The organism is Streptomyces sp. NPDC060366, from assembly GCF_042725135.1.
Classification (GTDB): domain Bacteria; phylum Actinomycetota; class Actinomycetes; order Streptomycetales; family Streptomycetaceae; genus Streptomyces.
Window position 1 is genome coordinate 1 of record NZ_JBHXDC010000033.1, and the last position, 20,709, is coordinate 20,709.

At 70.8% G+C, this 20,709-nt stretch carries 26 protein-coding genes; 2 read left to right on the forward strand and 24 right to left on the reverse strand.

The features are described 5' to 3' along the window. Positions 1 to 495 precede the first annotated feature (495 nt). From ACFWHU_RS37285 to mobF, 7 genes are all read right to left on the reverse strand, one after another. Positions 496 to 648, reverse strand: coding sequence for a hypothetical protein (locus tag ACFWHU_RS37285; RefSeq protein ID WP_387230645.1), 153 nt, complete (start codon positions 646 to 648; stop codon positions 496 to 498). Continuing rightward, positions 645 to 1,436 (reverse strand): hypothetical protein, encoded by a 792-nt coding sequence (locus ACFWHU_RS37290; RefSeq protein ID WP_387230647.1) that lies wholly within the window; start codon positions 1,434 to 1,436, stop codon positions 645 to 647. The genes ACFWHU_RS37285 and ACFWHU_RS37290 overlap by 4 nt, the downstream gene beginning before the upstream one ends. A 533-nt stretch (positions 1,437 to 1,969) precedes the next feature. Next, on the reverse strand, positions 1,970 to 2,947 hold the full coding sequence (locus tag ACFWHU_RS37295) for a tyrosine-type recombinase/integrase (protein WP_387230649.1): 978 nt from the start codon (positions 2,945 to 2,947) through the stop codon (positions 1,970 to 1,972). A 151-nt stretch (positions 2,948 to 3,098) separates the two neighbouring features. Further along, positions 3,099 to 3,722, reverse strand: a complete 624-nt coding sequence (locus ACFWHU_RS37300; RefSeq protein ID WP_387230651.1) for a hypothetical protein — start codon at positions 3,720 to 3,722, stop codon at positions 3,099 to 3,101. Positions 3,723 to 4,009: 287 nt separating this feature from the next. Then, positions 4,010 to 5,224, reverse strand: coding sequence for a pentapeptide repeat-containing protein (locus ACFWHU_RS37305; RefSeq protein WP_387230757.1), 1,215 nt, complete (start codon positions 5,222 to 5,224; stop codon positions 4,010 to 4,012). Positions 5,225 to 6,325: 1,101 nt separating this feature from the next. Further along, positions 6,326 to 6,529 carry a hypothetical protein gene (locus ACFWHU_RS37310; protein WP_387230653.1) on the reverse strand — a complete coding sequence of 68 codons (204 nt, stop codon included), beginning with the start codon at positions 6,527 to 6,529 and terminating at the stop codon, positions 6,326 to 6,328. 12 nt (positions 6,530 to 6,541) lie between these two features. Continuing rightward, positions 6,542 to 10,636 carry a MobF family relaxase gene (gene mobF, locus ACFWHU_RS37315; RefSeq protein ID WP_387230655.1) on the reverse strand — a complete coding sequence of 1,365 codons (4,095 nt, stop codon included), beginning with the start codon at positions 10,634 to 10,636 and terminating at the stop codon, positions 6,542 to 6,544. Positions 10,637 to 11,010: 374 nt separating this feature from the next. On the opposite strand from mobF, the gene ACFWHU_RS37320 reads away from it, so the two are divergent. Both ACFWHU_RS37320 and ACFWHU_RS37325 read left to right on the forward strand, forming a co-directional pair. Next, the gene (locus ACFWHU_RS37320) at positions 11,011 to 11,496 is read left to right on the forward strand and encodes a hypothetical protein (RefSeq protein WP_387230657.1); all 486 of its coding nucleotides are present in this window, start codon (positions 11,011 to 11,013) and stop codon (positions 11,494 to 11,496) included. An 88-nt stretch (positions 11,497 to 11,584) separates the two neighbouring features. Further along, a complete protein-coding gene (locus ACFWHU_RS37325) occupies positions 11,585 to 12,079 on the forward strand; it encodes a hypothetical protein (protein WP_387230659.1) in 495 nt (164 codons plus the stop codon). Between the two features lie 108 nt (positions 12,080 to 12,187). Here ACFWHU_RS37325 and ACFWHU_RS37330 read toward each other — a convergent pair whose 3' ends face one another. The 17 genes from ACFWHU_RS37330 to ACFWHU_RS37410 all read right to left on the reverse strand — a co-directional run bounded on the left by ACFWHU_RS37330 (position 12,188) and on the right by ACFWHU_RS37410 (position 20,692). Beyond that, entirely contained in the window at positions 12,188 to 12,367 is a 180-nt protein-coding gene (locus ACFWHU_RS37330; RefSeq protein ID WP_387230661.1) for a hypothetical protein, read from the reverse strand. A 75-nt stretch (positions 12,368 to 12,442) separates the two neighbouring features. After that, positions 12,443 to 12,742, reverse strand: a complete 300-nt coding sequence (locus ACFWHU_RS37335; RefSeq protein ID WP_387230663.1) for a DUF6247 family protein — start codon at positions 12,740 to 12,742, stop codon at positions 12,443 to 12,445. Between the two features lie 76 nt (positions 12,743 to 12,818). Next, positions 12,819 to 13,166, reverse strand: a complete 348-nt coding sequence (locus ACFWHU_RS37340) for a hypothetical protein (RefSeq protein WP_387230665.1) — start codon at positions 13,164 to 13,166, stop codon at positions 12,819 to 12,821. A 5-nt stretch (positions 13,167 to 13,171) separates the two neighbouring features. After that, entirely contained in the window at positions 13,172 to 13,723 is a 552-nt protein-coding gene (locus tag ACFWHU_RS37345; protein WP_387230667.1) for a hypothetical protein, read from the reverse strand. A 95-nt stretch (positions 13,724 to 13,818) separates the two neighbouring features. Beyond that, positions 13,819 to 14,379 (reverse strand): hypothetical protein, encoded by a 561-nt coding sequence (locus ACFWHU_RS37350; RefSeq protein WP_387230669.1) that lies wholly within the window; start codon positions 14,377 to 14,379, stop codon positions 13,819 to 13,821. Then, positions 14,376 to 14,795 carry an NUDIX domain-containing protein gene (locus ACFWHU_RS37355; protein ID WP_387230671.1) on the reverse strand — a complete coding sequence of 140 codons (420 nt, stop codon included), beginning with the start codon at positions 14,793 to 14,795 and terminating at the stop codon, positions 14,376 to 14,378. Before ACFWHU_RS37355 ends, ACFWHU_RS37350 begins: the two co-directional genes overlap by 4 nt. Next, positions 14,792 to 15,652 carry a nucleoside 2-deoxyribosyltransferase domain-containing protein gene (locus tag ACFWHU_RS37360; protein WP_387230673.1) on the reverse strand — a complete coding sequence of 287 codons (861 nt, stop codon included), beginning with the start codon at positions 15,650 to 15,652 and terminating at the stop codon, positions 14,792 to 14,794. Before ACFWHU_RS37360 ends, ACFWHU_RS37355 begins: the two co-directional genes overlap by 4 nt. Next, positions 15,649 to 15,822: a hypothetical protein gene (locus ACFWHU_RS37365; RefSeq protein ID WP_387230675.1), complete on the reverse strand. Its 174-nt coding sequence runs from the start codon at positions 15,820 to 15,822 to the stop codon at positions 15,649 to 15,651. The genes ACFWHU_RS37360 and ACFWHU_RS37365 overlap by 4 nt, the downstream gene beginning before the upstream one ends. After that, positions 15,798 to 16,175: an HIT family protein gene (locus ACFWHU_RS37370; protein WP_387230677.1), complete on the reverse strand. Its 378-nt coding sequence runs from the start codon at positions 16,173 to 16,175 to the stop codon at positions 15,798 to 15,800. Before ACFWHU_RS37370 ends, ACFWHU_RS37365 begins: the two co-directional genes overlap by 25 nt. Further along, positions 16,172 to 16,789, reverse strand: coding sequence for a hypothetical protein (locus tag ACFWHU_RS37375; protein WP_387230679.1), 618 nt, complete (start codon positions 16,787 to 16,789; stop codon positions 16,172 to 16,174). Before ACFWHU_RS37375 ends, ACFWHU_RS37370 begins: the two co-directional genes overlap by 4 nt. A gap of 207 nt (positions 16,790 to 16,996) precedes the next feature. Then, on the reverse strand, positions 16,997 to 17,671 hold the full coding sequence (locus tag ACFWHU_RS37380; protein WP_387230681.1) for a histone-like nucleoid-structuring protein Lsr2: 675 nt from the start codon (positions 17,669 to 17,671) through the stop codon (positions 16,997 to 16,999). Beyond that, the gene (locus ACFWHU_RS37385; RefSeq protein WP_387230683.1) at positions 17,668 to 18,294 is read right to left on the reverse strand and encodes a GGDEF domain-containing protein; all 627 of its coding nucleotides are present in this window, start codon (positions 18,292 to 18,294) and stop codon (positions 17,668 to 17,670) included. Before ACFWHU_RS37385 ends, ACFWHU_RS37380 begins: the two co-directional genes overlap by 4 nt. An 86-nt stretch (positions 18,295 to 18,380) precedes the next feature. Next, complete coding sequence (locus tag ACFWHU_RS37390) at positions 18,381 to 18,599, reverse strand: hypothetical protein (protein ID WP_387230685.1); 219 nt, start codon at positions 18,597 to 18,599, stop codon at positions 18,381 to 18,383. A gap of 101 nt (positions 18,600 to 18,700) precedes the next feature. Continuing rightward, on the reverse strand, positions 18,701 to 19,510 hold the full coding sequence (locus ACFWHU_RS37395) for a DUF6919 domain-containing protein (RefSeq protein WP_387230759.1): 810 nt from the start codon (positions 19,508 to 19,510) through the stop codon (positions 18,701 to 18,703). Positions 19,511 to 19,512: 2 nt separating this feature from the next. Continuing rightward, the gene (locus ACFWHU_RS37400; protein WP_387230687.1) at positions 19,513 to 19,710 is read right to left on the reverse strand and encodes a hypothetical protein; all 198 of its coding nucleotides are present in this window, start codon (positions 19,708 to 19,710) and stop codon (positions 19,513 to 19,515) included. Between the two features lie 17 nt (positions 19,711 to 19,727). Continuing rightward, entirely contained in the window at positions 19,728 to 20,372 is a 645-nt protein-coding gene (locus tag ACFWHU_RS37405) for a hypothetical protein (RefSeq protein WP_387230689.1), read from the reverse strand. 77 nt (positions 20,373 to 20,449) lie between these two features. Further along, positions 20,450 to 20,692, reverse strand: coding sequence for a hypothetical protein (locus ACFWHU_RS37410; protein WP_387230691.1), 243 nt, complete (start codon positions 20,690 to 20,692; stop codon positions 20,450 to 20,452). Positions 20,693 to 20,709: the final 17 nt, after the last annotated feature.

Below are 20,709 nucleotides of genomic sequence, written 5' to 3' on the forward strand. Positions count from 1 at the left end.
GGGACGGATTCGCCAGGGCTTGACGGCCGGGGCTCCTGGAGTGCCGGGCAGCAGAATGGACCGGCGAGGACCAAGCGGCGCAAGCCCTGGCTCTGACCTGAGAGGCAGTGAGTACGTTCGCTCGCGTGGGGGGCACTTGCGACTTAGTTATGGGGTGGCAGCCGCGGAATGTGACGCGGGATCCCGCGACCGACCCCTTGTTCACGTGCCGACGGCCCTTCGGCCTCGCCTGGCAGATCGGCTCCTCCGCCCGGATGAGAGGCAGTAGGTACGCCGCCCCGTGCCACCGCGCAGAGGTACTCACGTGAGTACCCGTCCCGCCACCGCAGGCCACGGCTTCCTCGGCAGCCTCGCCGCCCGGCCGCAGCTTGCGGCCGGGCCAGCCCTCGAGTCGCGGCGTGGCGTACCCGCCGCCGCGAGCGGGGTTGTGTGCACACGACTTGGCCACCAGGAAGCCGGTGCCCATGGTCGTACTCAGCGCCGGTGTCCGGGGCACTACTTGAGCAGCAGGTGCAGAAGAGTCATCACGCCGATGCCGACAAGGAGAGCGACGCCGACGGCCGGGTGCAGGAACGCGATGTAGGTTCCGAATCCGCCAGCGAGAAACAGCAGCGCCGTACGCAGGTCGATCCCGTTTCCGTTGTTCATCGGGCACCCGCCTTCGGTGCGGAGAGTCGGCCGTAGAGCGGTTCGATCTCGCCTTTGGCGACCAGGAGCCTGACGCGAGCACGCAGCCGACGCATGTGTCCTTCGACGGCCCGGGAGGTCATCCCCAGCTCGTCGCCGATCTCCTTCTGGGACATCTTGGTCTCCCAGATGCACCCGCAGATCGCGCGGACCTCCGGTCCGGCGTTCTCCAGAATCCGTTGGATGGTCTCCTGGAGCACCGTGGCGTCCTCGTACGAGCCATAGGGGGAGTACAGGTCGGCGTGGACCAGGGGGTCGGCGGCGGAGAAGAGGTTTCGGCGGTACCTGTGGGACCAGTCCTTGAATGCCTCTCGGAAGGCGTACATGCAGGTCCGGATGAAGTAGGTACGCATCGTGGCGCCCTTGCCCGGATCCCAGCGGCCGTCCGGGAGGTACTCCTCGGTGAAGGTCCTCACCGCCAGCTCGACGGCGTTGTGGGCGACCTCGTCACGGAGGTCGCCGCGTCGGGCGAGCGTCTCGGCTTCAGGCCAGCGGGCGGGGACGGCGATGCCGCGTTCACCGCACTTCGCGAAGATCGAGCCGTCCTTCATCCATGCGCGCAGGCACTTCCAGCCGTAGAGCCACAGGTCCTCGCGCAGGAGATCCATCTCCCAGCCGGTGAAGCCGCACCGCTGGAGCCTCCCGTGCAGGGCGCGGTCCGCCTCCAGTTTCTCGGAGTTGCCCTGCTTGCCGCGCTCCGCTGCAGGAGCCTCCTGGGACCCGTTCGGCTCGTAAATTTGATCTTGCATAATCGCGCATACCTCGTCCCATACATAAAGTTCTACTTGCATCGCCCTATGGAAAGTTCATCGATTCATCCCACGCACTTTCTAGAAAAATCTGCGACGAAATTTGTTCCTGCTGGTCAGGGCGCTTCTGTGGGATGTCGGTCCGTCGGAGGATCTTCGGCCGACACGGACCATGCGAGCGACGGTGGTCCCGGCGTACCCGCCGGCTGTGCAGGGATCGAGGCGTAGCAGCGCGGACCTGTTGGAAGGCCGGCGCGTCGATAGGTGTATCGGTAGGTCTATCGGTATACGGCTCACCAGATCGGCCTGTCAGTTGGCTATCGCGATCGTGGTTGGCGATGCGGGTATGGATCGCGGCATGAACCAACTCACCCAACGTCGCTGGATCTACTCGCCCATCACCTCCTGGCAGGCCAGGCGGATTTCCCGTCTGACCGGCCTGGCTCACGAAGAGGCTTGCCACCCCTCTCGAGCTCTGACACACGCAGCAGCCCCCGGACCACGGTGGTCCGGGGGCTGCTGTGCGTCTCGGGTCAGCGGCTGCTGTCGCTGGGGGCGAGCAAGCTGGTGACTTCGGCGAGGGCGGCCGCGCCGGGCTTGAAGTACTTCCGCGCGGCGCTGACGGACTTGTGGCGCGACTTCGCCATGAACAGCAGCAGGGAGACGCCCTGTTCGCCGAGGTGGGTCAGTCCGGAGTGGCGGAACTCGTGCGGGTCCCAGCCGCTGCCTTCCCCGCCGCCGACGCAGGTGTGACGGTCCAGCAGCGCGCGCAGCTGGCCGTAGGAGAGGCGGGCCAAGCCCGTATCGGGGCAGACATCGCGCGGGGTGAGGACCTTGCCGGGGCCGGGCCTGCGGTGGGTGACGAGCAGCGGGCCGCGGGTCCGTTCGCCGATCAGGCGGGGCAGCAGCCGGGCGGTGCCAGCGTCCCAGTAGACGGTCTCGGTGGCGTAGTCCTCGCGGGCGTGGCCGCGGCGGCGGACGGCCTTGGCGCCCTTGGCCTTCACCTGGGCCTGGCGGGCGGGGAGGTTGAGGTCCTCGATGTTGACGCCGAGCAGCTCGTCGGCGCGGGCGACGGTCTCGTAGAGCATCCGGTAGGTGACCTTCTCGCGCAGGGCGATGTCGCGCCGCGCGATCAGGCGGTCGATGGCGGTCTTGGAGCGGACCGGGGTGTCGGAGCCGGGGTCGGGCATCCGCTTGCACCAGGCCGGGATGTGCGGCGGCTGCAGTCCGCTCTCGTGGCACCAGGCGAGCCAGCCGCCGACCGCGCCGCGCCGTGCGTTCCAGGTGCTGACGGCGGCGGTGCCCCAGAGTTGTTCGAGCGCCTGGCCGATCTCGTCGTCGGCGACGGCCGACAGGGGCCGGGACTCGCCGAGTTCGGGGACGACCTTGCCGAGCGCCGTGGTGTAGGCCCGGCGGGTGTTCGCCACGGTGAGGGAGTCGAGGTAGCGGTCGGCGGCGGTGCGCACGGTCGCCGCTCCGGAGCCGGTCTTGAGAGGGACGACGGTCGCCACGGATCTCCTTGCCACAGATAACAGGTGCTCGCCGTGTCGGAGAACGGGCGCGTTCTCCCTGGTCGATGATCACCTTAGTGCAGATAACAGAGCAGTTATCTGCGTTATCTATGCGGGTCGGGACAGCGTTCTCCCTGGAAGACTCCACCCGTCAGAGCAGCCCGACCTCGCCGAGGTCGGCGGCGGCCGCGCTCAGGAAGGCGCGGTACGCCGCGCGCGCTCGCTTCCCAAGGAGTTCGAGATCGGGCGTCTCCGGGTCGAACCCCTCCGCCGCCAGAAGCTCGGCGTATCCGGGTGACGGCGGCGAGAGGGGCCCGCCGTCCAGGTCGTTCCCTTTGAGGTCCGCGATCGCGCGGGCAGTTGCCCGGCTGAGGAGGACACACCACTTGGCCACCTGCTGCGCGGCCTCGGCAACCGGCGGTGCGGCGTCCAGCTGCAGCAGAACCCTCTGGGTGTCGACCTCGCCCTGCCGGTACGTGAGCGCCTCCCTCCAGCGCTTGTGTGCGTTCTCGGTCCACATCTCGCGCTGCTCCGGGAAGCGCTCAACCCGGGCCAGGGGGATCAGCGTGGTGGAGAGCTTGTCCAGGTAGTGGTCGATCGTCTTCGCGTAGCTGACGTAGGTGGCCCGCCGTGACTCCCGCAGCGCCCGGAGGGTCTCGGTCCTCACCTGATGGCGGGCCGTGCTGCGGCTGAGGAGCGCCGCGGTGGCGCCGGCCGCCGCTGTGCCGACGGCTCCGACGGTGGCGCCGAGCACGGCGGCGAGTCCTGCGTCCATCGCGCCACTGTGGCGGCCGCCGTCCGGACAGCGCGAGACGATGATCAGCCATCCACATCCGGACAGCTGCCCTCCCGTGAGTCCGCGGCCGCCGACCCAGGGACGACGACGAGGGCTTACCGCACAATCTGCATGGATGTATCAGCCCCCGGAGAGGGGAGGCGCAAGTATGGTGCGGCCCTGATTGGCTCGCGATCACATTTCCGCTGGTCGCCGATTGGATGAGACGTTCCAGGGCGGCAGGGGGCGTAGGCGGCCGATTAAGCCCCCGCGACGCCCCCGCAGCGCTATGGAACTGGGGGCAGCCAAGCGGAAGAAAGGACGACTCCCGAACGAACAGGCGTGCCGACGGCAGCGAGAACCCCCTGGGGAGCCGGACCCGTCGCTGCGCTGAAGTCCACCGTGGCGCCGGAGAACCTCGCGTTAGTGAAGTTCACAGTGCTGTCGTCGGAGAACGTCGCGCGGCGGAAGTCCACCGTGCCGTCGTAGAACTTCGCGCCGCGGAATTCCACCGTGCCGTCGGAGAACGTCGCGTCAGTGAAGTCCACCGTGCCGCCGGAGAAATCCGCGACGCTGAAGTCCACCGTGCCGCCGGAGAACGTCGCGCCGCGGAAGAACACCCCGCTGTCGGTGGAGAACGTCGCGCCGAGGAAGTTCACCGCGCCGCCGGTGGAGAACGTCGCGCCGCGGAATTCCACCGCGCCGTCGGTGGAGAACGTCGCGCCGATGAAGTACACCGTGCCGCCGGAGAACGTCGCTTCAGTGAAGTCCACCGTGCCGCCGGAGAACGTCGCTTCAGTGAAGTCCACCGTGCCGCCGGAGAACGTCGCGCCGCTGAAATCCATGCTGCTGTCGATCGTGACGTCTGTGAGGTCGAGGTCACAGCCTTGCCAGGAGCGGTGGGTTCCCCGGGGGCGTCGGTAGTGGTCGCCGATGAGACGCAGAATCGTGTGCCGGACCTTGCGAAAGGCCAGGTAGCGGTGGTGTTCGTCTTGGTGGGCGGGGTCGTTGCCGGGGTCGGGGGCGAAGGGGAGTTGGAGGTAGGCGCACAGGACGTCGATGCAGGTTTGGCGCAGGTCTTGTGTGGGGGCGTCGTCGGCAAGGCCAGCCAGGGCATGGACGCCGCCGAGCCGGACGGCTGGGGAGTCGGATCCCAGTTTGTCGACGGCCTGGGAGAAGCGCTCGGTGTGCAGCCGGGTGGCTTCGCGGTGGGCGCCGGCCTCGTCGACGCGCTGGCGGCGGTAGGCGACAACAAGGGCGACGAGCGCACCGGACCCGGCGACCACCCCGAAGGAGAGCTTCACCAGGTCGAAGAGCGTCTTCGCGTCGAGCTTGGCAGTGGTGCCAATCTCCTCGACTTCGAGCAAGACCCACAGGCCGCCGAAAACGCCACCCGCGACCAGGACCGCGGCGCCGAAGGAGAAGGTCAGCGCCCGGCCGATCCTCGATAACCGAAGCTCTCGCTCATTCGGGGCGGCCGGAGACCGTCGATTGGCTGTCATGAGGATGAGGACAAAGCGTGGAAGCCAGCGGTTGCAGCCCGCCCGTTGAGCGCGGCGGTCGGGCTTAGCGACCGTTTTCGCCCCCGCTCGCCAATGGATGACCGTGCCGCCCGGCTCGGACAGGAGCACCATGGAGATATGGCCATGAGGAACGTCCGGCGGTGCAGCCAGTACGGTGCCCTGTCGTCCGAGGGGCGGCAGGAGGCCCGTCGGTACGTTCGTCGGCCTGTTGTACGAGAGCCTGGCGAGCGATGTCGGCCTGGTCCTGGGCAGGAGCAGGTCCGTCCGGCGCCCTCGTCGCGCGCCCGCGCGTAGAGGGGTCCAGAAAGTCCAAGAACCCCCGCGGCTTCGAACAGACCGCGCTCCATCCCCGCCCCGCCCTCACCGTTGCCGAAATACCCGATCTCCAGCTCCCGGCCCCCACCTCGCCGAACTCTCCACTCCTCTGCCGAACTCCCAGCCCAGCCCTGACCAACTCCTCATCCATCCCCGACCTCTGTCCTGCTCTCCGTCCCGACCTTCACCCCTGGAACCTCCGAGACCACCCACTCTCAAGGGACGAAGGGAGCGGGTGGTCTCGGAGGCGGAAGGGCGTTCGTGCAGGTCGGGACGGAGAGCAGGACAGGCCGTGTGACAGGCCGGTGTACGGGTGGCTGTACACCCCCGGCGGTGGGGCGTTCACTGCACCGCACGGCCGTATCACGGACGTCGATAGGGCTGTACCCGCAGAAGGTGCGATGAACAGGCGAAACGGCCGGACCCGTACCCCCGCTGTGCCGACTGGGGGAGGGGTACGGGGCGAGAGGGTACGGACTGTTTCCCCTGATGGACCGGGCTTTCGCGAACGCTCCAGCCGTAGAACGGCAAGACGGCGCCGACGAAGCAACAGGGCATAAGGGGATCTGATACTGAACCGCGCGGGTCGCGCCTCAGGTCGCGCCTCAGGTCGCCTCTCAAGTCGCGCCTCAGGTCGCGCCTCAGGTCGCCTCTCAAGTCGCGCCTCAGGTCGCGCCTCAGGTCGCATCGGACCATGTTCCCGGAGCAGATGAACGCGCAGGTCAACACCGCGATTCAGCGGCACGGCGGGCGCCGACTACTTACCTACGAGGGTGTCTGCGGAAGAACTCGCCCCGGACCGAGCGGCCTTCGTACGGATGTGACGGCCGCCGCCTGGTCGACGTCGACGTCCGCCAGGAGCTCGCTCTGCTCAGCGCGTTCGGCGGGCAGGAGCCGCGGCGCGGTCCCGGCCGGCGCCGCCGCCGTGGTGTTCGGGCCGGTGCCGAGAGGACGTCGCACGGTGCTCATGACGGAAGTAGATCACCGTGTGCGGCCTCGGCTCGGCGGCGGCTGCTGCTGCTCGGGGGCGCTGGGGTGTTCGACGCGGGGAGCCTTCTGGGCCTGCTGCCGCCGGAACTCGCTTCGCTGGGCGGCCTCCTGGCGGTGCAGGTCCGGGTGCTGGTCCGCGATCCGCTCCCGGAGCGCCTGCTCGCCCTGTACGCCCGTGACGATGCTGCGGTGCTCCACCGCGTCCCTGCGCTGCTCGATGGCGCGGCCGTGGGCGCGGGCGACCTTCTCCAGGTCCCGGACGTCCATGCGGTGGCCTCTGCGCGGTACGGCGACGCGCATTTCGTCCAGCTTCTCGGCGAGGTCCTCGGTGGTCTTGGGCCGGTACTGTCCGGCCACGAGCGAGCTGGTGGCCGCGTCGGTCCGCAGCAGCTCCCACGCGGCGTCGCCGGCGTCGCGGGAGGCGTTCTTGGCGCGGGCCTGCTCCTGCCACGCGGCGGCCCGCTGCCCCTGGTACTCCAGGGTCAGTTCTTTGGACTCCTTGCGCGAGGTGCCCGCGAGCCGCAGGGCCAGGCGCCCCTTCTCGCCGTGCTCTTTGACCTGCTCGATGTATCCGGTGAGCTGTGTGGCGGTGGCGGCGGCCGTGGTGGCTGCTCCGGCTTCCCGCCGTGCGGTGGCGAGCAGGTCCTCAGCTTGTCCGAGGACTTCGCGCGCTTCGCCGACGTACTTCTGGCCGCGCGTCTGCCCGTCGGCCTTCTGCTGCTCCAGGCGCTCCCGGATCTCGGTCGCCTCCCGGTCGGATTCGACGGCCGCCCGGTCGCACCACCTGGCGGCTTCCTCGTTGTCGCGCAGCGCCCCGGCGAGCCTCTGCGCGCTGAGTCGGCCGTACGGACGCGTCTCCCACGACGGGACCGCCCGCTCCTCCCGGTCCTTGTCCATCGCCTCCAGGCGCGCGAGGTGCTCGTCACTGAGCCGGTCCGTGGACGGGCCGGAGACGGCTTCCTGCGGCTCGGGGAGACGGACGGAGGGGGATGTGGCCGCCGCCGCGTCCGCACGCCGCTCCAGGGCGCGCTGCCGGGCCTCGAAGTCGTCGTCGGCGCGGACGACTTGGGCGGGCAGACGAGCGGGCTCCGGGGGCTCGCGCAGCAGATCGGACACCATGGAGTCCGGCCGCGACTGCCCCAGGAAGCGGGCGAACGCGGTGACGGCGCGCTCCAGGCGCTCCTTCTCGCTGCGCGCGGCTCCGAGCCGGGCCTGCGTCGTCTCGTCCTCGATGACGGCGAGCGGCAGCCACAGGTGATTCTCCCGGCGGGCCCGGGTGATGCCGGGGTACGTCGCGAACGCGTTGGCGCCGTGCCCGTACAGCAGCGACGTGTCGCAGGTGAGTCCCTGGCTCGCCGCGATCGTCATCGCGTAGCCGAGGGACAGGTCACCGCGTGCGATCTGGTCCGGCGTCAGCCACGCGGACTCGTATCGGTGGCCGCCGGCGGCGCGCGTGCGCCAGGTGATCTCGACTCGCCGGTCGGCGTCCATGTCGGTGACGATCGCCCGGTAGCCGTTGAGGAGGTTCGGCCCCTGGCCGCGTTTGCTGCGGTAGTCGTTGGCGCGCACCCGTACGGCGTCGCCGACCGCGAGGGTCAGCCGGTCGCCGCCGGGCAGCGCGTAGTTGTGCTCCGTACCGAGTTCGCCGGCGGCCCGCCGGATCTGCTGGGCACCGAGGTTGAGGGCGTCGACGTCCGCGTTGCGCGCGGCCAGGACGACCAGGGCGTCGACCAGGTCGTGTCCGTCGGGCCACCGCTTCCGCAGTTCGTCCCAGGCGGTGAGGATCTGGGAGAGGGCGTCGTCCGCGCTCTCGGATGCGTGGACGCGCCCGCCGGCGGCGAGCATAGTCAGGGCCTGCGCGTGGTCGCCGGTCCGCCACACCTCCAGCGCGGCCCGCTCGGCGGCGTCCTCCTGGCGGTGGTTCTCGGTGAGGGTGAGCCCGCCGACCAGACGATGCGTCTCACGGAACCACCCGCCCGGCCCGATCGCCTGAAGCTGGAGGTGGTCGCCGATCGCCGCGATTTTCGTACCGGTCTTCGCGGCCTCGGTCATCAGTACGGCGGCGGACCGGTCGTCCACCATCGTCGCCTCGTCCACCACCAGGACGTCGACACCGCGCAGGCCCTTGCCGCCGTCGACGTCCTTCAGCCAGGCGGCGATCGTCTTCGACGGAATCCCGGAGGCGTTGCTCAGATTCTGAGCGCCCACCGCGCTCAGGCAGGCCCCGGCGTAGGTGGTGCCGGTCGCGTCCCAGCCGATCCGGCACGCCTCCATCAGGGTGCTCTTGCCCGCCCCGGCGACGCCGACGACCGTGTCGATGCCGTGCCCGGCCGTCAGCAGCCGCGTTACGGCCGCGCGCTGTTCGGCGGACAGCTCGTACCCGGCGGCGACCTCGAACACGTCGATCGCCGCGGCGGCCTGGTCGGCGGACAACACCGCGGCGTTCTCGCCGACCCGGGCGAGCGCCTGGGCGGTCACGACGTCCTCGGCATCGAGGATGTCCTGGGTGGTGTAGCGGGAGGTCGCCGTCATCACCGTGGATCCGACGTCCGGCACCCGCACCGCGTAGCCCTCCACCGCGAGGACCTCGTCGGCGAGTTCGTCCAGGAGGCCCGGCTCGTCGGGGAGCCCGTACTCCAGAGCGTTGCCGACTGCGGCGAGCAGCTGCGCGCGGCTGAACGTCTTCTCGCTGCGGGTGAGCCCGGTGTCCGGGTCGAACACGATCGCGGCGAGGTCCGCCGGCGGCGGGATGCGCGGTCCGGCGGGGCCGTCGACACCCGAGCCTCCGTCGTACGGGCCGGGCGGTCCGGGGGCCGCTGCGGCGACCATCGCGTCGACGTCGATCCCGGTGTCCTCGGCACGCTGCCGCCAACTGGCGCGCATCGCCGACGCGTCCGCCGCGTGCTTGGCGCGCTTGCTCTCTGCCGACACCCGGTCGCGCTCCTGCCGGGTGGCTTCTTCCCCGGCCTCAGCCACGATCCCCTCGTGACGCCGCGAGAACTCCGATCGCAGTTCCTCCGGGATTCCGGCGACCTCCCACGCGCCGGTCCGCTCTGCCAGCTCCCGCCGCACGCCGAACCGCTCGTAGGTCAGCGCCCGCACGCGGGCCTTGAAGTAGGCGTCCAGCGCGCTGGCGTGGCGGTGGAGGTCCTTCCCCGAGTTGGCGATGCTGCGCCACTCGCCGTCCTCGCACAGCGCCATGTTGGGGATGGTCACGTGGACGTGCAGATGCGGGTCGCCCGGCTGCCCGTCGCCCAACGGCCGCGCCGACTGGTGCTCCACCGACCACGCCATCAGCCCGCCGGCCGCGAGCCGGACCGGCTGCCCGTCCTCGGAGCCGACCGCGTACCCAACCCACTCCTCGAGCTGCCGGAAGGTGTCGGCCTTGGCCTGGTGCACCAGGTCGCGGTACTCCCGCTCGCCCGGCTCGGGCATGAGGCCCTGAAGCGCGCTGTCGCTCTTGGGGAGATCCAGGACCAGGTCCCAGCCGCGTACCCGGTCGTCCGTCCGGACGTCCTTGTGCGCCCACGCTTCGGCCAACTCGGTCTCCCCGTACACGTCCGCGAGGTCGAGGCCGGCGGCACGGGCGAGCTTGTGGAGTGTGCCGACCTGCATCCGGTGCCGCTCGCCCTGAAAGTGCACCATCCGCTGCTGCTGCGCGAGGACCCTCTGCTGCTTCGGCTTGCCCTCCAGCAGAGCCGCGGGCTCCACACCGCGCTCCTCGGCGGCGGCCACGATCGCCTCGATCAGTCTGGCGGTGGTCAGCTGCGCCAACGGGTGGGCCCGTACGGAAGTCCGCGTACGGATCAGCCGGGCGCCGGTCGCCGGGTGACACCCGGCCATCAGCCGCCGGGCCGCGTCCTTGCCCGCGTCATCGAGAACCGCGCCGTCGACCAGGCCCACGGCCGCGAGACCGCTGCCCATCCACACGAGCGCCGCGTCGCCCTCCGGCCGCAGCCGGTACTCCAGCGCCTGGTCGACGTCGTCCACGGCGACCTCGGCGTGTTCCGAAACGGAACAGCCAGCCTGCTCGCGCAGCCGGTACTCCACCTGCTCATCCGCCACGATCTTCGTCAGCCAGGCCATGGCCGCCCCCCGTGTCCCGCGTTGTGTCGCGCCCTGTGTCCCACCTTGTGCGCTTGTGCTTTTCCGGCTTGCCGGGGTTCCCCGACAGGGGAACCCCCTTCGTGCTTCTCCTCTTTCCGATCATGAACCGGATAGGTCGACACGGTACGGAAAGCTGGTCCATCACCGTACGACCAGATTCCCGGTACACGAAAAAGTCGGACGGTGATGCATAGGTGTGAGGGATTCTCGACGACTTCGGGAGGCGCGTCTTATGGGGCGGTCGGATCGGGAGCTCCGGCGACGTCGGCGAGCGCCTGGTACTCGGTCTCGTCGCGCCAGCGTCGACGAGCCGGACCAGGCACACATCCATCCGGGACAAGGAGAAACAGACGATGACCACGCGGTGGCGAACCATCCTGTCCGCACTCATACCGCGGCCGCGCAGAACCGCTGACGCGGCGGCAACCGCCGTCCCAGATGACGACGGGCAGCCGGAGAGCTGGGTGTACTTCCCTCAAGTCGCCGATGGCGGCTACCACCAGATCCGGGTTCAGACCGCCGACGGCTACGACTTCGCCCGTCTGACCTGGGCCACCTGCTCACGCTGCCGGATAGGGCTCGTTGCCAAAATCCGGGTTACCGACCTCTGGCAGCGCAAGGGCTACGGCACCCGCATGATGCGGCGAGCGATGCACGGCTACGAGACCTACACCTGGGGCACCACTCCGCAGTCCCCCGACGGCAAACGGTTCTTCCCTGCCGTGGGCAAGACCACCAGCGCCGCCTTCACCCCCAGGGCCGGATGGTGCTCGCACATGCGTGACGCCCGCGGTGCCGGCCTCGGCAAGGCTCAGCCCGAACCAGCACCGACGGAGTGAACGTCGCCGATCGGTGGCAGGTTTCCCCATCACGTCCACGCTGATCACCGGTGTGCGAAAGCCGCGCACCGTCGGGAGGGAGAACACCTTGGGAATCATCAGCAGCTTGTTAGGCGGCAAGGATCCGTACAACAACTGGCCCAAGAGCTACGACAGCTACCGCAGCGACATGGCCAAAGCCGCCGGCGTCGGGGTGGCCCGGGTCCGCTGTCACCGCAACACCTGGGCCTACCTGGAGGAAAGCGTTCCCAGGGACATCGAGTCCACCATCATCGGACCCGACAGAGGCCCCGGCACCGCGTTCCGTCCGCCCGCCGAAGACGAGATCAGCTCGGACCAGGACGGCATGGTCACCGTGCCGCTGTCCGGCACCACGCTCGCCGCGGTGCTCAGCTGGTGCCGCAACGTCCAGCCGGATCCCGTCAACAGCCCGTGGACCGCTGTGGACCGGTCGATCGCGCGGCGTGTCGGCTCGGCGATCTCCCAGGCCCTGCTCAACGTGGTGCCGTCCAACGGGCAGGACGGGCCGACGGCCGTTATCTACCTCGACGACCGGATCACCGCGAGGGACAGCGCCGCGTAGACACTGTGCCGGTGCGTTCCGGCGCACGTACCCCCGGAACGCAGAAAGGCCCCCGCTCCGCACCGATGATCCGGTGCGGAGCGGGGGCCTTTGGGATACGGCGGGCTGTTACCCGACCCAGACGATGTCAATGACACGCAGGTGACTGAGGCTTCTGTTGACGAAGTAGACGACGGTCAGCGGGCCGATCGACGCGCGCCGCAGGTCTTCGCCCTCGGGGTCGGTGCGGTCCCACTGGGGCCAGGACCACGGAGAGCGGGCAGCGATGTCCAGGACGTCGCGGACCATCTCCTGGACGGCGGGATCGAGGTCGGCGAGGTAGACGGAGGCCGGTGGTGGCCAGCCGTACGGGCCAGGCGTCGGTCACGGGCGTGCCCCGATCACGTCCTCCAGGGCGACGCTGTCGGTGTCCTCGTACCCGCCCGCGACGAACGCGGCGACGGCCGGAGAGGTCGACAAGCGCCCCTGCCACTCGCGCACGACCTCGTGCAGCGGGCTGATGTCGAAGGTCTGGCGGGATTCCTCCAGCGCGTTCGACCACTCCCGCTCGAAGGCGGGCAGCCACCGCGCAGCCGCGTCGTGCTCAGCGATCTGCCTGCGCAACTGCGCGGCCGCGCCCGGGGCCGGCGGGGCTTGGTGGTGATGTACGGGCTGAGCGCTCATGCCGGGTTTCCTTCCCTACGTGCTGTCGAGTCTGGCGGGCGCGGCCGGGGCCAGTCGAGTCCCCGGCCGGGTGTCATCACCGGTACGGGCCGGGCACCTCGTACCCGTTGGCGTCCAGCCAGTCGAGCACGGCTTCGCGCTCCGCCTTGGCCTGGTCGTACTGCTCCCTGCTCGCCTTGCCGCTGATGGCGTCGGAGCCGATGCGTGAGGACCGTTCGGTGAACCACCCGGCCATCTCCCAGCCCTGCTTCATCGCGCCGACCGCCGGCGGGAGCTCCTGCCGTTCGGCGAAGGCCGCAGCCGCCTGCTCTGCCTCGGCGCGGGCGGCGTTGGCCTTCGCCGCCTCGGCGCGGGCCTGCGCGGTCCGCTCGGCGAAGAACGCGCCGAGCGACGCCGCGGCGTCGATGCCGTTCGTGTCGGTCACCGCGGTCACCACCGGTTCCGGCGAAACGGGTCGGCGATGTCGCCGCGCAGTACGCGGTGCACGAGCTCGGCGACCTCGCGGATGCCGTCGGCAGTGACCGGAGCGTGGATCGTGTGGACCGTCGTACGGGCGGCGTTGACCATCAGGTGCCATCCGCTGTCCGAGTAGAGCGCGACGGTCAAGCCGCCGTTCATTCCCCACGTCGGCCCCCCGGGCAGCGGGGCGACGCCCGTGCCCATCGGGACCTGGGTGGGCACGACCTCCAAGCCCTCGGCGATCAGCGCAGTGTTCAGCTCGCGCACGAGCTGGCTCAGCTCGGCGGACGTCCGCTCGGTCTGCGGCCGGCCGTACTTCCGGGCGATCGCCTCGGCGGCGCTTACCGCGAGCCACCCTTCCTCGTCGGCTGCCTTGCGGTCCAGGCCGTGCTGCTCGGCGGTAGCGAGGTAGGCGTCCAGCAGGGCGGCGGCCTCGGTGACGAGACTGTCCGCGTACAGCCCGGCGTGACCTTCGTAGATCCGGCGGACCCGGGCGGGTGAGTCGGTGGTCGGGGTGGGCATCGTGGTGTTCCCTTCATGGGTGAAGCCCGGGGCCGATTCCAGCGGCCCCGGGCTTCACTGTGTCGTGCTGCCGTGAGAGTGCGGAGGCGAATCCGTCAGATGCCTTCGCCCGGGGGGATCGGGACGTGCCAGGCCGCGTACTCCTGGCGGACGTAGGCCCGCGGTCCGCCGGCCCCGTCGACCTCGATCGAGTCGGCGGCGAACTCGCCGCGGCCGATGTGGTGGACACCGTCGAACGTCATCAGGATGCGCGCCTCGCGGATCGCGCGGCTCTGGGCCTCGATGTCGTACGAAGCCGCGAGGGCGAGCCTGTCGGTGAGTGCCGCCCGCTTGAGCAGTAACACCCGTTCATCGCCGACGTCTTCGGTGCCGGTACGGACGGCCTGCAGCAGCGCGGTGGACAGCTGCAGGATGTCGGCGAGTTCGCCGTCCAAAGGCAGCGCACCGGCGTACGCCTCTTCCGGGCCCGGTCCGTCGAACGGGACGGCGACCGGGGCCGGGAAGGTGAAGCGGATCGGGGCGCCGCGCTCGGCGAGCAGCGCGTTGAGCGCCTGGACGTGGTTGTCGGCCTCGCGCTTCCACGCCCGCTCGCGCAGCGTGTAGCCGTCGGTGCCGACCGGCTCGGTCGTCGGGGTGAGCACTGCGCGCGCGGTCATTCGGACACCTCCGGCAGGACAACAGCGAGGATGTCGGCGTGGTCGAACGCCAGCGGCGGCAGCGCGTCAAGGGGCCACCAACGGGCGGCGGTTGCGTCATCCCCCGCCACCGGCGGAACGGCCTCGGGCAGGGTGGCGGCGTAGGCGACGGTGACGTACCGGCCGCGCGGGTCACGGCCGGGGTTGTCGAAGGTGCCCACCTGCCGGAAAGCGGCGGTGGACAGGTTGATGCCGGTCTCCTCGGCCAACTCGCGGGAGGCGGCGGCCAAGCTGGTTTCCCCGGCGTCCACGTGACCGCCAGGCAGTGCCCAGCACCCCTCGTACGGGTTCCAGCCGCGCTCGATCAGCAGAACGCGCCCAGCCGCCAGCAAGATGACGTCGGCGGTGTAGCGGATGGTCTCGAAGGTCTCGGTCACTGTCCTGCCTCCTGGGCGTGGTCTTCAAGTGCCTGGCGGGCGCCGTCGATGCGCGGTCCGGCGTAGTCCTGGAGGTACGCGGCCGCCTCGTCCAGCTGGCCGACGGCGTCGGAGATGTCCATGTCGTCGATGTCCTCGGCGCCGATGACCGAGACGCTCAGCGCGGCCACCAGGTCGCGCAGCGGGTCGATGACGCCCTCCTCCGTAGCGGTGGCGTCGTGCAGGAGCCGCAGGATCTCGACGCGTACTGCGGGGCTGGCGGTCTCCTTCGCCTCGGCGAGCAGCTGCTGCAGTCCCAGGCGGACCACGGCGGCCGCCGACCTCACCTTGGCGATCTGCCGGTCCGCCGACAGCCGGTTCTCCTGGCGCGCGGCGACGATGTCCAGGGCGGCGGCCGCCGTGGCGGCGAGCGTGTCCCGTACGGGCACGCGGTGCCGCTCGGCGACGTAGACCAGGTAGCGGTTGCGCTCCGGGTTGGGGCAGTCGGCCGGTGCGCCGAGGACGGCCTTGCCGGTCGCCACGTCCAGTCCGAATTCGACGTTCGTGGTGAAGCCGGGGAGCGTCGCCAGGTCGCGGGGGATCCAGAACAGGATCGCGTCGGCGGCGGCGCGGGCCTCGGTCTCCCAGCCGACCTGGTCGTCGTAGTGCTTGGCGCGGATGCCGCCGCGCGACTCCGGGGTGAGCACGGTCAGCGGCTGCTCGCCGCTCCAGCGGGCGGCGAGCTCCTCGATGGCGGCGGGCCGCCAGGAGGGGACGTCGCCGCCGGCGCGCGGGGTGGGTCCGGCGAGGAAGACGCTCGGGCCCGGGGCGGGGATCGGCTCGCGGGCGTAGATGACGGTGGGCGTCAGACGGCTCATGCGTCGAACACCCCCGCCGCCTGCTGGGCTCGGACGTACTCGGCGACCGAGCGGGCGGTGCCGCCTTCGAGGGCCTCTCGGACGTAGTGGGTGCCCATCTGGCTGCCCGCGTCCTCGACCCGGTCGGCCAGCACGCTGAGCTTGTTCAGCGCGGCGTCCCGCTCGGGCACAGCCGGTCCCAGTCGGACTGGCCGGTCCAGGGGAGCGCGAGCCCGTCACCGTCGACCCGGGGCACCACGTGCACGTGAAGGTGGAACTGGGTCTGCGTGGCGATCGAGCCCTTGGACGTGATGATGTTCGCGTTCTCGTGCTCCGCCATCAGCTCGGCGGCGCGGGCCATGGTCCGGGCGGTCACCTCGGGGTCGACCCCGGCGTCCGCGACGTGCGTGCGGGGGATGACCAGGACGTGACCCTCGGTGCAGCCGCCGCGCGGCAGGATCGCGATGGTGTCGTCCCACTCGCGGACGACCGTCGCCGGGAGCTCGCCCGCCACGATGGAGCAGAACACGCAGTCGGCGCTCATCGGCGGCCGCCCTTGCGGAGCGTGATCCAGGTGGTGACCAGGGCGGCGGCGACGCCGATCGCGCGGTGCGCGGCCTGGTCCAGCTCCATCAGCGCCGTGCCGGGTCCGGAGACGTCCTGGACGGCCTTCGGGTACTCGGTGCCCTCGCCGCCGGCCTTGCGGACGACGGTGGCGTGCTTGATGTAGCCGCCCTTGCCGGTCTTCTCGGCGAGCCAGAGCAGCGGGTCGCGCCGGTCGATGATGCCGTGGGTGATCGCGTTGATCGCGGCGCCGGTGAGGAGCGCGGCCGCGGGGACGCGGTAGCCCAGCGTGCGGGTGACGGCGAGGGTGGAGGCGAGCTGCACGGCGCTGTAGCTGGCGACGTGTCGGCTCACCGAGCGCCTGCCGTAGGCGCTGGCGGTGCAGGTGCGGCCCTCTTTGCCGTGCCGCCACGGGTTCTCCTCGGCGGGGGAGCCGTCGTTGCGGTAGACGAGGTGGGAGCCGTGCATCCCCTTGGTCGTCGCGTCGTGGCTGTTCTGTACGAACTGGTCGCACAGCGGGTGGATCTCGCCGAAGACGCTGGTGAGGGTGGCGACCAGGGCCAGGCCCTCGATGGCGCGGAGTCGATCGGTCATTCTGTGGCTCTCCTGTTTCGTACGCGGGATGGGAAGGGCTCGGGGGCGGCCGGTCTGCTTGGCGGTAGGTGCGGCCGTCCCCTGGCCGGGGGTGCGGGGCCGGTCGGTCGGCCCCACACCCCCATAATGCATCCTTGGAGGATGCATTTCTAGAGTTTCGCATCTTCGGAGGATGCTTTTTTCTTGGTGCGGGCGGTGCGGGGATGGTCAGCTGGCGACGGCGAGCGGCCGGTGGTCCGGGCGCTGACGCCAGGCGGCGAGCACGTCCTTGGGGATCTGGCCCCGGTCGGGGACGGCCAGCTGCTGCTCGCGGGCCCATGCGCGGACTTCGCGGGGGTCGTAGTCCCGCTGCTTCCCGGGCTTCGCGGCGGGCCGCAACTCGCACTCGCGGGTGCGCAGTTCGGTCAGCCGCTTCTCCAACTGGGTGGCCTCGGTGGTGATCTGCTCCAGTTCGGCGTCGACCTGGCGGCGCTCGCGCAGCGCGCCGAGGACGGCGGCCGCACGCTCGCCGTCGGCACGGACCGCCTTGTCGTCGTGGGCGGCGGCCCATGCGAGCAGCTCGGCAACCCCGGGTATCGCCTCGGGGGCCGGTGCCTGCTGCTCGATCCGCTCGGCGGGAACCTGCGGCCGGCCGCTCTGGTCCGCCTTCGCGACGTCGATGATCTGGGTGACCTCGGCGCGGTCGATTCCGAGGTGGTCAGCGATCTGCTGATCGCTGTAGTTGTCGCTGTTCATGGACAGGATGACGGCGTCGTAGGCGTTCACGTGACGGTTCTCCTTGCTGCGCGGATGGATTCGGCGGGGCGGAAGTTGGGGGGCCGGCGGACGCACGACGTCGGGCTGCACCTCATCGAGCAGGAGGCGCAGGGCGGCGATCGTCATACCGCGAGGCGGAAGCGCTGCTGGATGTGGCGGCGGACCGTGGCGAGCGTGGGCGCCAGGAGGCGGCGGCCGCCCCGGGTGCGCCCCTTGATCCGGTACATCGCGGTGTCGGCCGCCTTGAGCGCAGCGGCCAGGGTCGGGGTGTCCAGTTCGGCGAGCCGGGCGGCGCCGATGGAGGCGCCGACGCGCAGCTCGTGCCCGTTGTGGTGGACGGGCTGACGCAGGAGCTCCGCCAGGTCGGCGAGCCGGTCCGGCAGGCGGACGTCGTCGGCGAGGACCGCGACGAATTCGTCTCCGCCGAGCCGTCCGGCGACGTCGTTCCTGCCGCACCAGGCGGCGAGCCGTTCGCCGGCGGCGGCGAGGACGGCGTCGCCCGCGTCGTGGCCGTGGCGGTCGTTGACGGCCTTGAAGCCGTTGAGGTCCGCAAGGAGAACGGCCGCGCGGCGGTGCCGGCGGATGGCACGGTCCGCGGCGCGGCTCCAGCCGTCCCGGGTCAGCAGCCCGGTCAGCGGGTCGCGGCGGCCGCGGTGCAGACGCTGGTAGAGGCGGTGCGCGTGCAGCGCCCACCCTCCCGCCAGGAGCGGGATCAGGAGCTGTAAGAACGGTTCCGATTGCGTCATCATGGGGTTCTCCGTCTCGTCTCGTACGGGATGGATGGGCCCGGGGCGGCCGGTCTGCTTGGCCGTAGGACGGCCGCCCCGGGGCGAACTCAGAACTCGTAGGTCTCGTGCCAGATGGCCTTTATGGCCTCGGGCCGGGCCTCAGCACCTCGGCGGTGCCGGATCGCGTCCGCGCTGTCGACGTCCCTGCGGGCCTGACGCTTGGCCAGGAGCTGCAGCGGATACGTCTCTGCGGGATACGTGAATACCTGGACGCCGCTCCGCTGGTCTGCGGTGACAGTGGGGATCCTGATCTCCCAGTGCGCCATGGCGTCCACCTCCTCTGTCTGATCTCGTCGGGGGCCGGGCTGTCCGGTCCCCCGCACCGGCCGGCCCATCAGGGCGCCGGTCGGCACGGGGCATGGACAGATCAGTCGCACTCGCAGCCGACGACCAGTTCGATGGCGGCGTCGGTGCAGCCGCTGAGTTTCGCCTCGTCGATCGCCGCGTTCAGCCGTTCCTCGTGCCACTCCTTGACCATCGGGCGGGCCAGGAAGGGATTGGCGAAGCGGCGGCAGAGGTTCTCGTGGGTCAGCGCCTCGCGGGCCTTGCGGGCCTGCCGCTCGACGTCTTCGAGCCGGTACTGGCGGACGACTTCCGCCAGGGCCTCCCACAGGACGTCGTCGCGGCCCCACTCGGGGTCGATGAGCGTGAGTTGCCATGCCCCGGCGACCTTGCCGAAAGCGCGACGGCCGATGATCTCCGGCTGCCAGACGGTTTGCAGGTCGCGGACCGGCAGGAAGCGGCCGAACCAGGTGTAGTCGTGACCGCCGGACTTGGTGACGGGGATGCCCTCGGCGTGCCGACGGGGCGTCATGTCGTGCTGGACGACGGTGAGGCCGGCCATCTTCGCGGCGGCCACCAGGCGGTCGCGCAGCTGCGGGTCGTCGACCAGGCCGGAGACGGCGGCGCGCTGGAGCCAGCGCTGCCCGTCGTCGCCGGGCCCGTCGAATCCGGGCTGGGAGCCGTCGGTGACGTAACCGAGCCGGTTGACGGCCACCAGCACCGGAATGAGGTGCCAGGTCTCCTCGTCGGGCCCGCATTTGGGCTGGTAGCCGGGCTGGCTGGCGATATCACCGATCAGCCAGGCGGCGACGAGGGAGCCGAGGTCCCGCAGTCCGGCGGCGGAGCGCCAGCACCGCTTGTCCTCGCGGCTCATCCAGGGAAGTCGCAGCTTCATGGTCACCGGCCCCCGATCCTGTGGAGCTCGTTCGTGTGGCACAGGACCGGACCGATGAAGGCGCTGATCTTCTGTACCGTCCACCGGCCCTGCGTGAGCGGGCCGGGCGGCACCTCGTCGACGACCGTGCCGGTCTTCCCGGCCGCGCGGGGGTCGTCCGCGCAGCTCACGATCTTTACCTTGTCTCCTGCGGTGAACATCGGGTTCCTCCTCTGGCTCAGGCGGTGCGGCGGTCGGCGTCGTGGACGACGGAGAGCTTGGGGAGCTGGCCGGTGGCGCGGAGCATCGCCATCGGGTCGACGGCGCCGTTCTCGTCCAGGGCGCTGCGGTGGGCGCGGGCCTCTTCGAGCGCGGCCATGGCGGCGCTCTGCTCGCGGGCGGCGTCCACCAGGGCGCTGGCCTCGACCTTCGCGACGGCCAGGTCGGCGTTGCGCTCCAGGTTCCGGGCCTGCATGTCGCTGAGGTGGGCCCGCCGGACGCGGTGGTCGGTGCGGTGGGAGCGGCCGATCATCACGCAGGAGGTGATCAGGGCGACCGCCCAGATGATCAGGGCCGGGGTGATGGGGTCGGAGTAGACGCCGACCGACAGGGCGCCGAAGGTCATCGCGCCGGAGGCGAAGACGGCCTGTGCGGTCGGGTCGTCCAGCCGGACGGCGAACAGGGCGGACGCGCCGCCGAAGGCGAGCATCAGGGCCGCGGCTCCGACGCTGTGCTCGGCGCCCTGCTCGTTCCAGATCCGGGCCAGGGCCAGCAGGGTTCCGGCGGAGACGGCGGTGGTGGTGTAGGCGGCGTGCTCGCGCAGGAAGGTGGCGGGCGTCTTCGGGGCCGGCATCTCGCCGGGAGCCGGGGGGTACTGGGGCATCGGGCCCTCCTCGGGGGCGTCTCCCGGCGGGTGCCGTCCCGGCCCGAGGGGGGGCGGGCCGGGACGGCGGCCGGGGGTCAGTCGGCGGCGGGCTGGTCGGCGGACCGGTAGCGCTTGGTCTGCCGCAGCACCTGGTTGCGCTTGATCTCCAGGGCGTCGGCGATGTCCTGCTGAGCGCCGTGGTAGCTGCCCTGCAGGGCGTCGATCGCCCGCCAGAACTCGGTCTCGACGCGCTCGTGTTCTTGGTCGCGGCGCTTGCTGGCCTTGGCGACCAGGTCCCGCAGTTCGGTGCGGTCCTGCTCGTCGGGTCGCGGTGTCATGGGTGGCTCCATCTGGA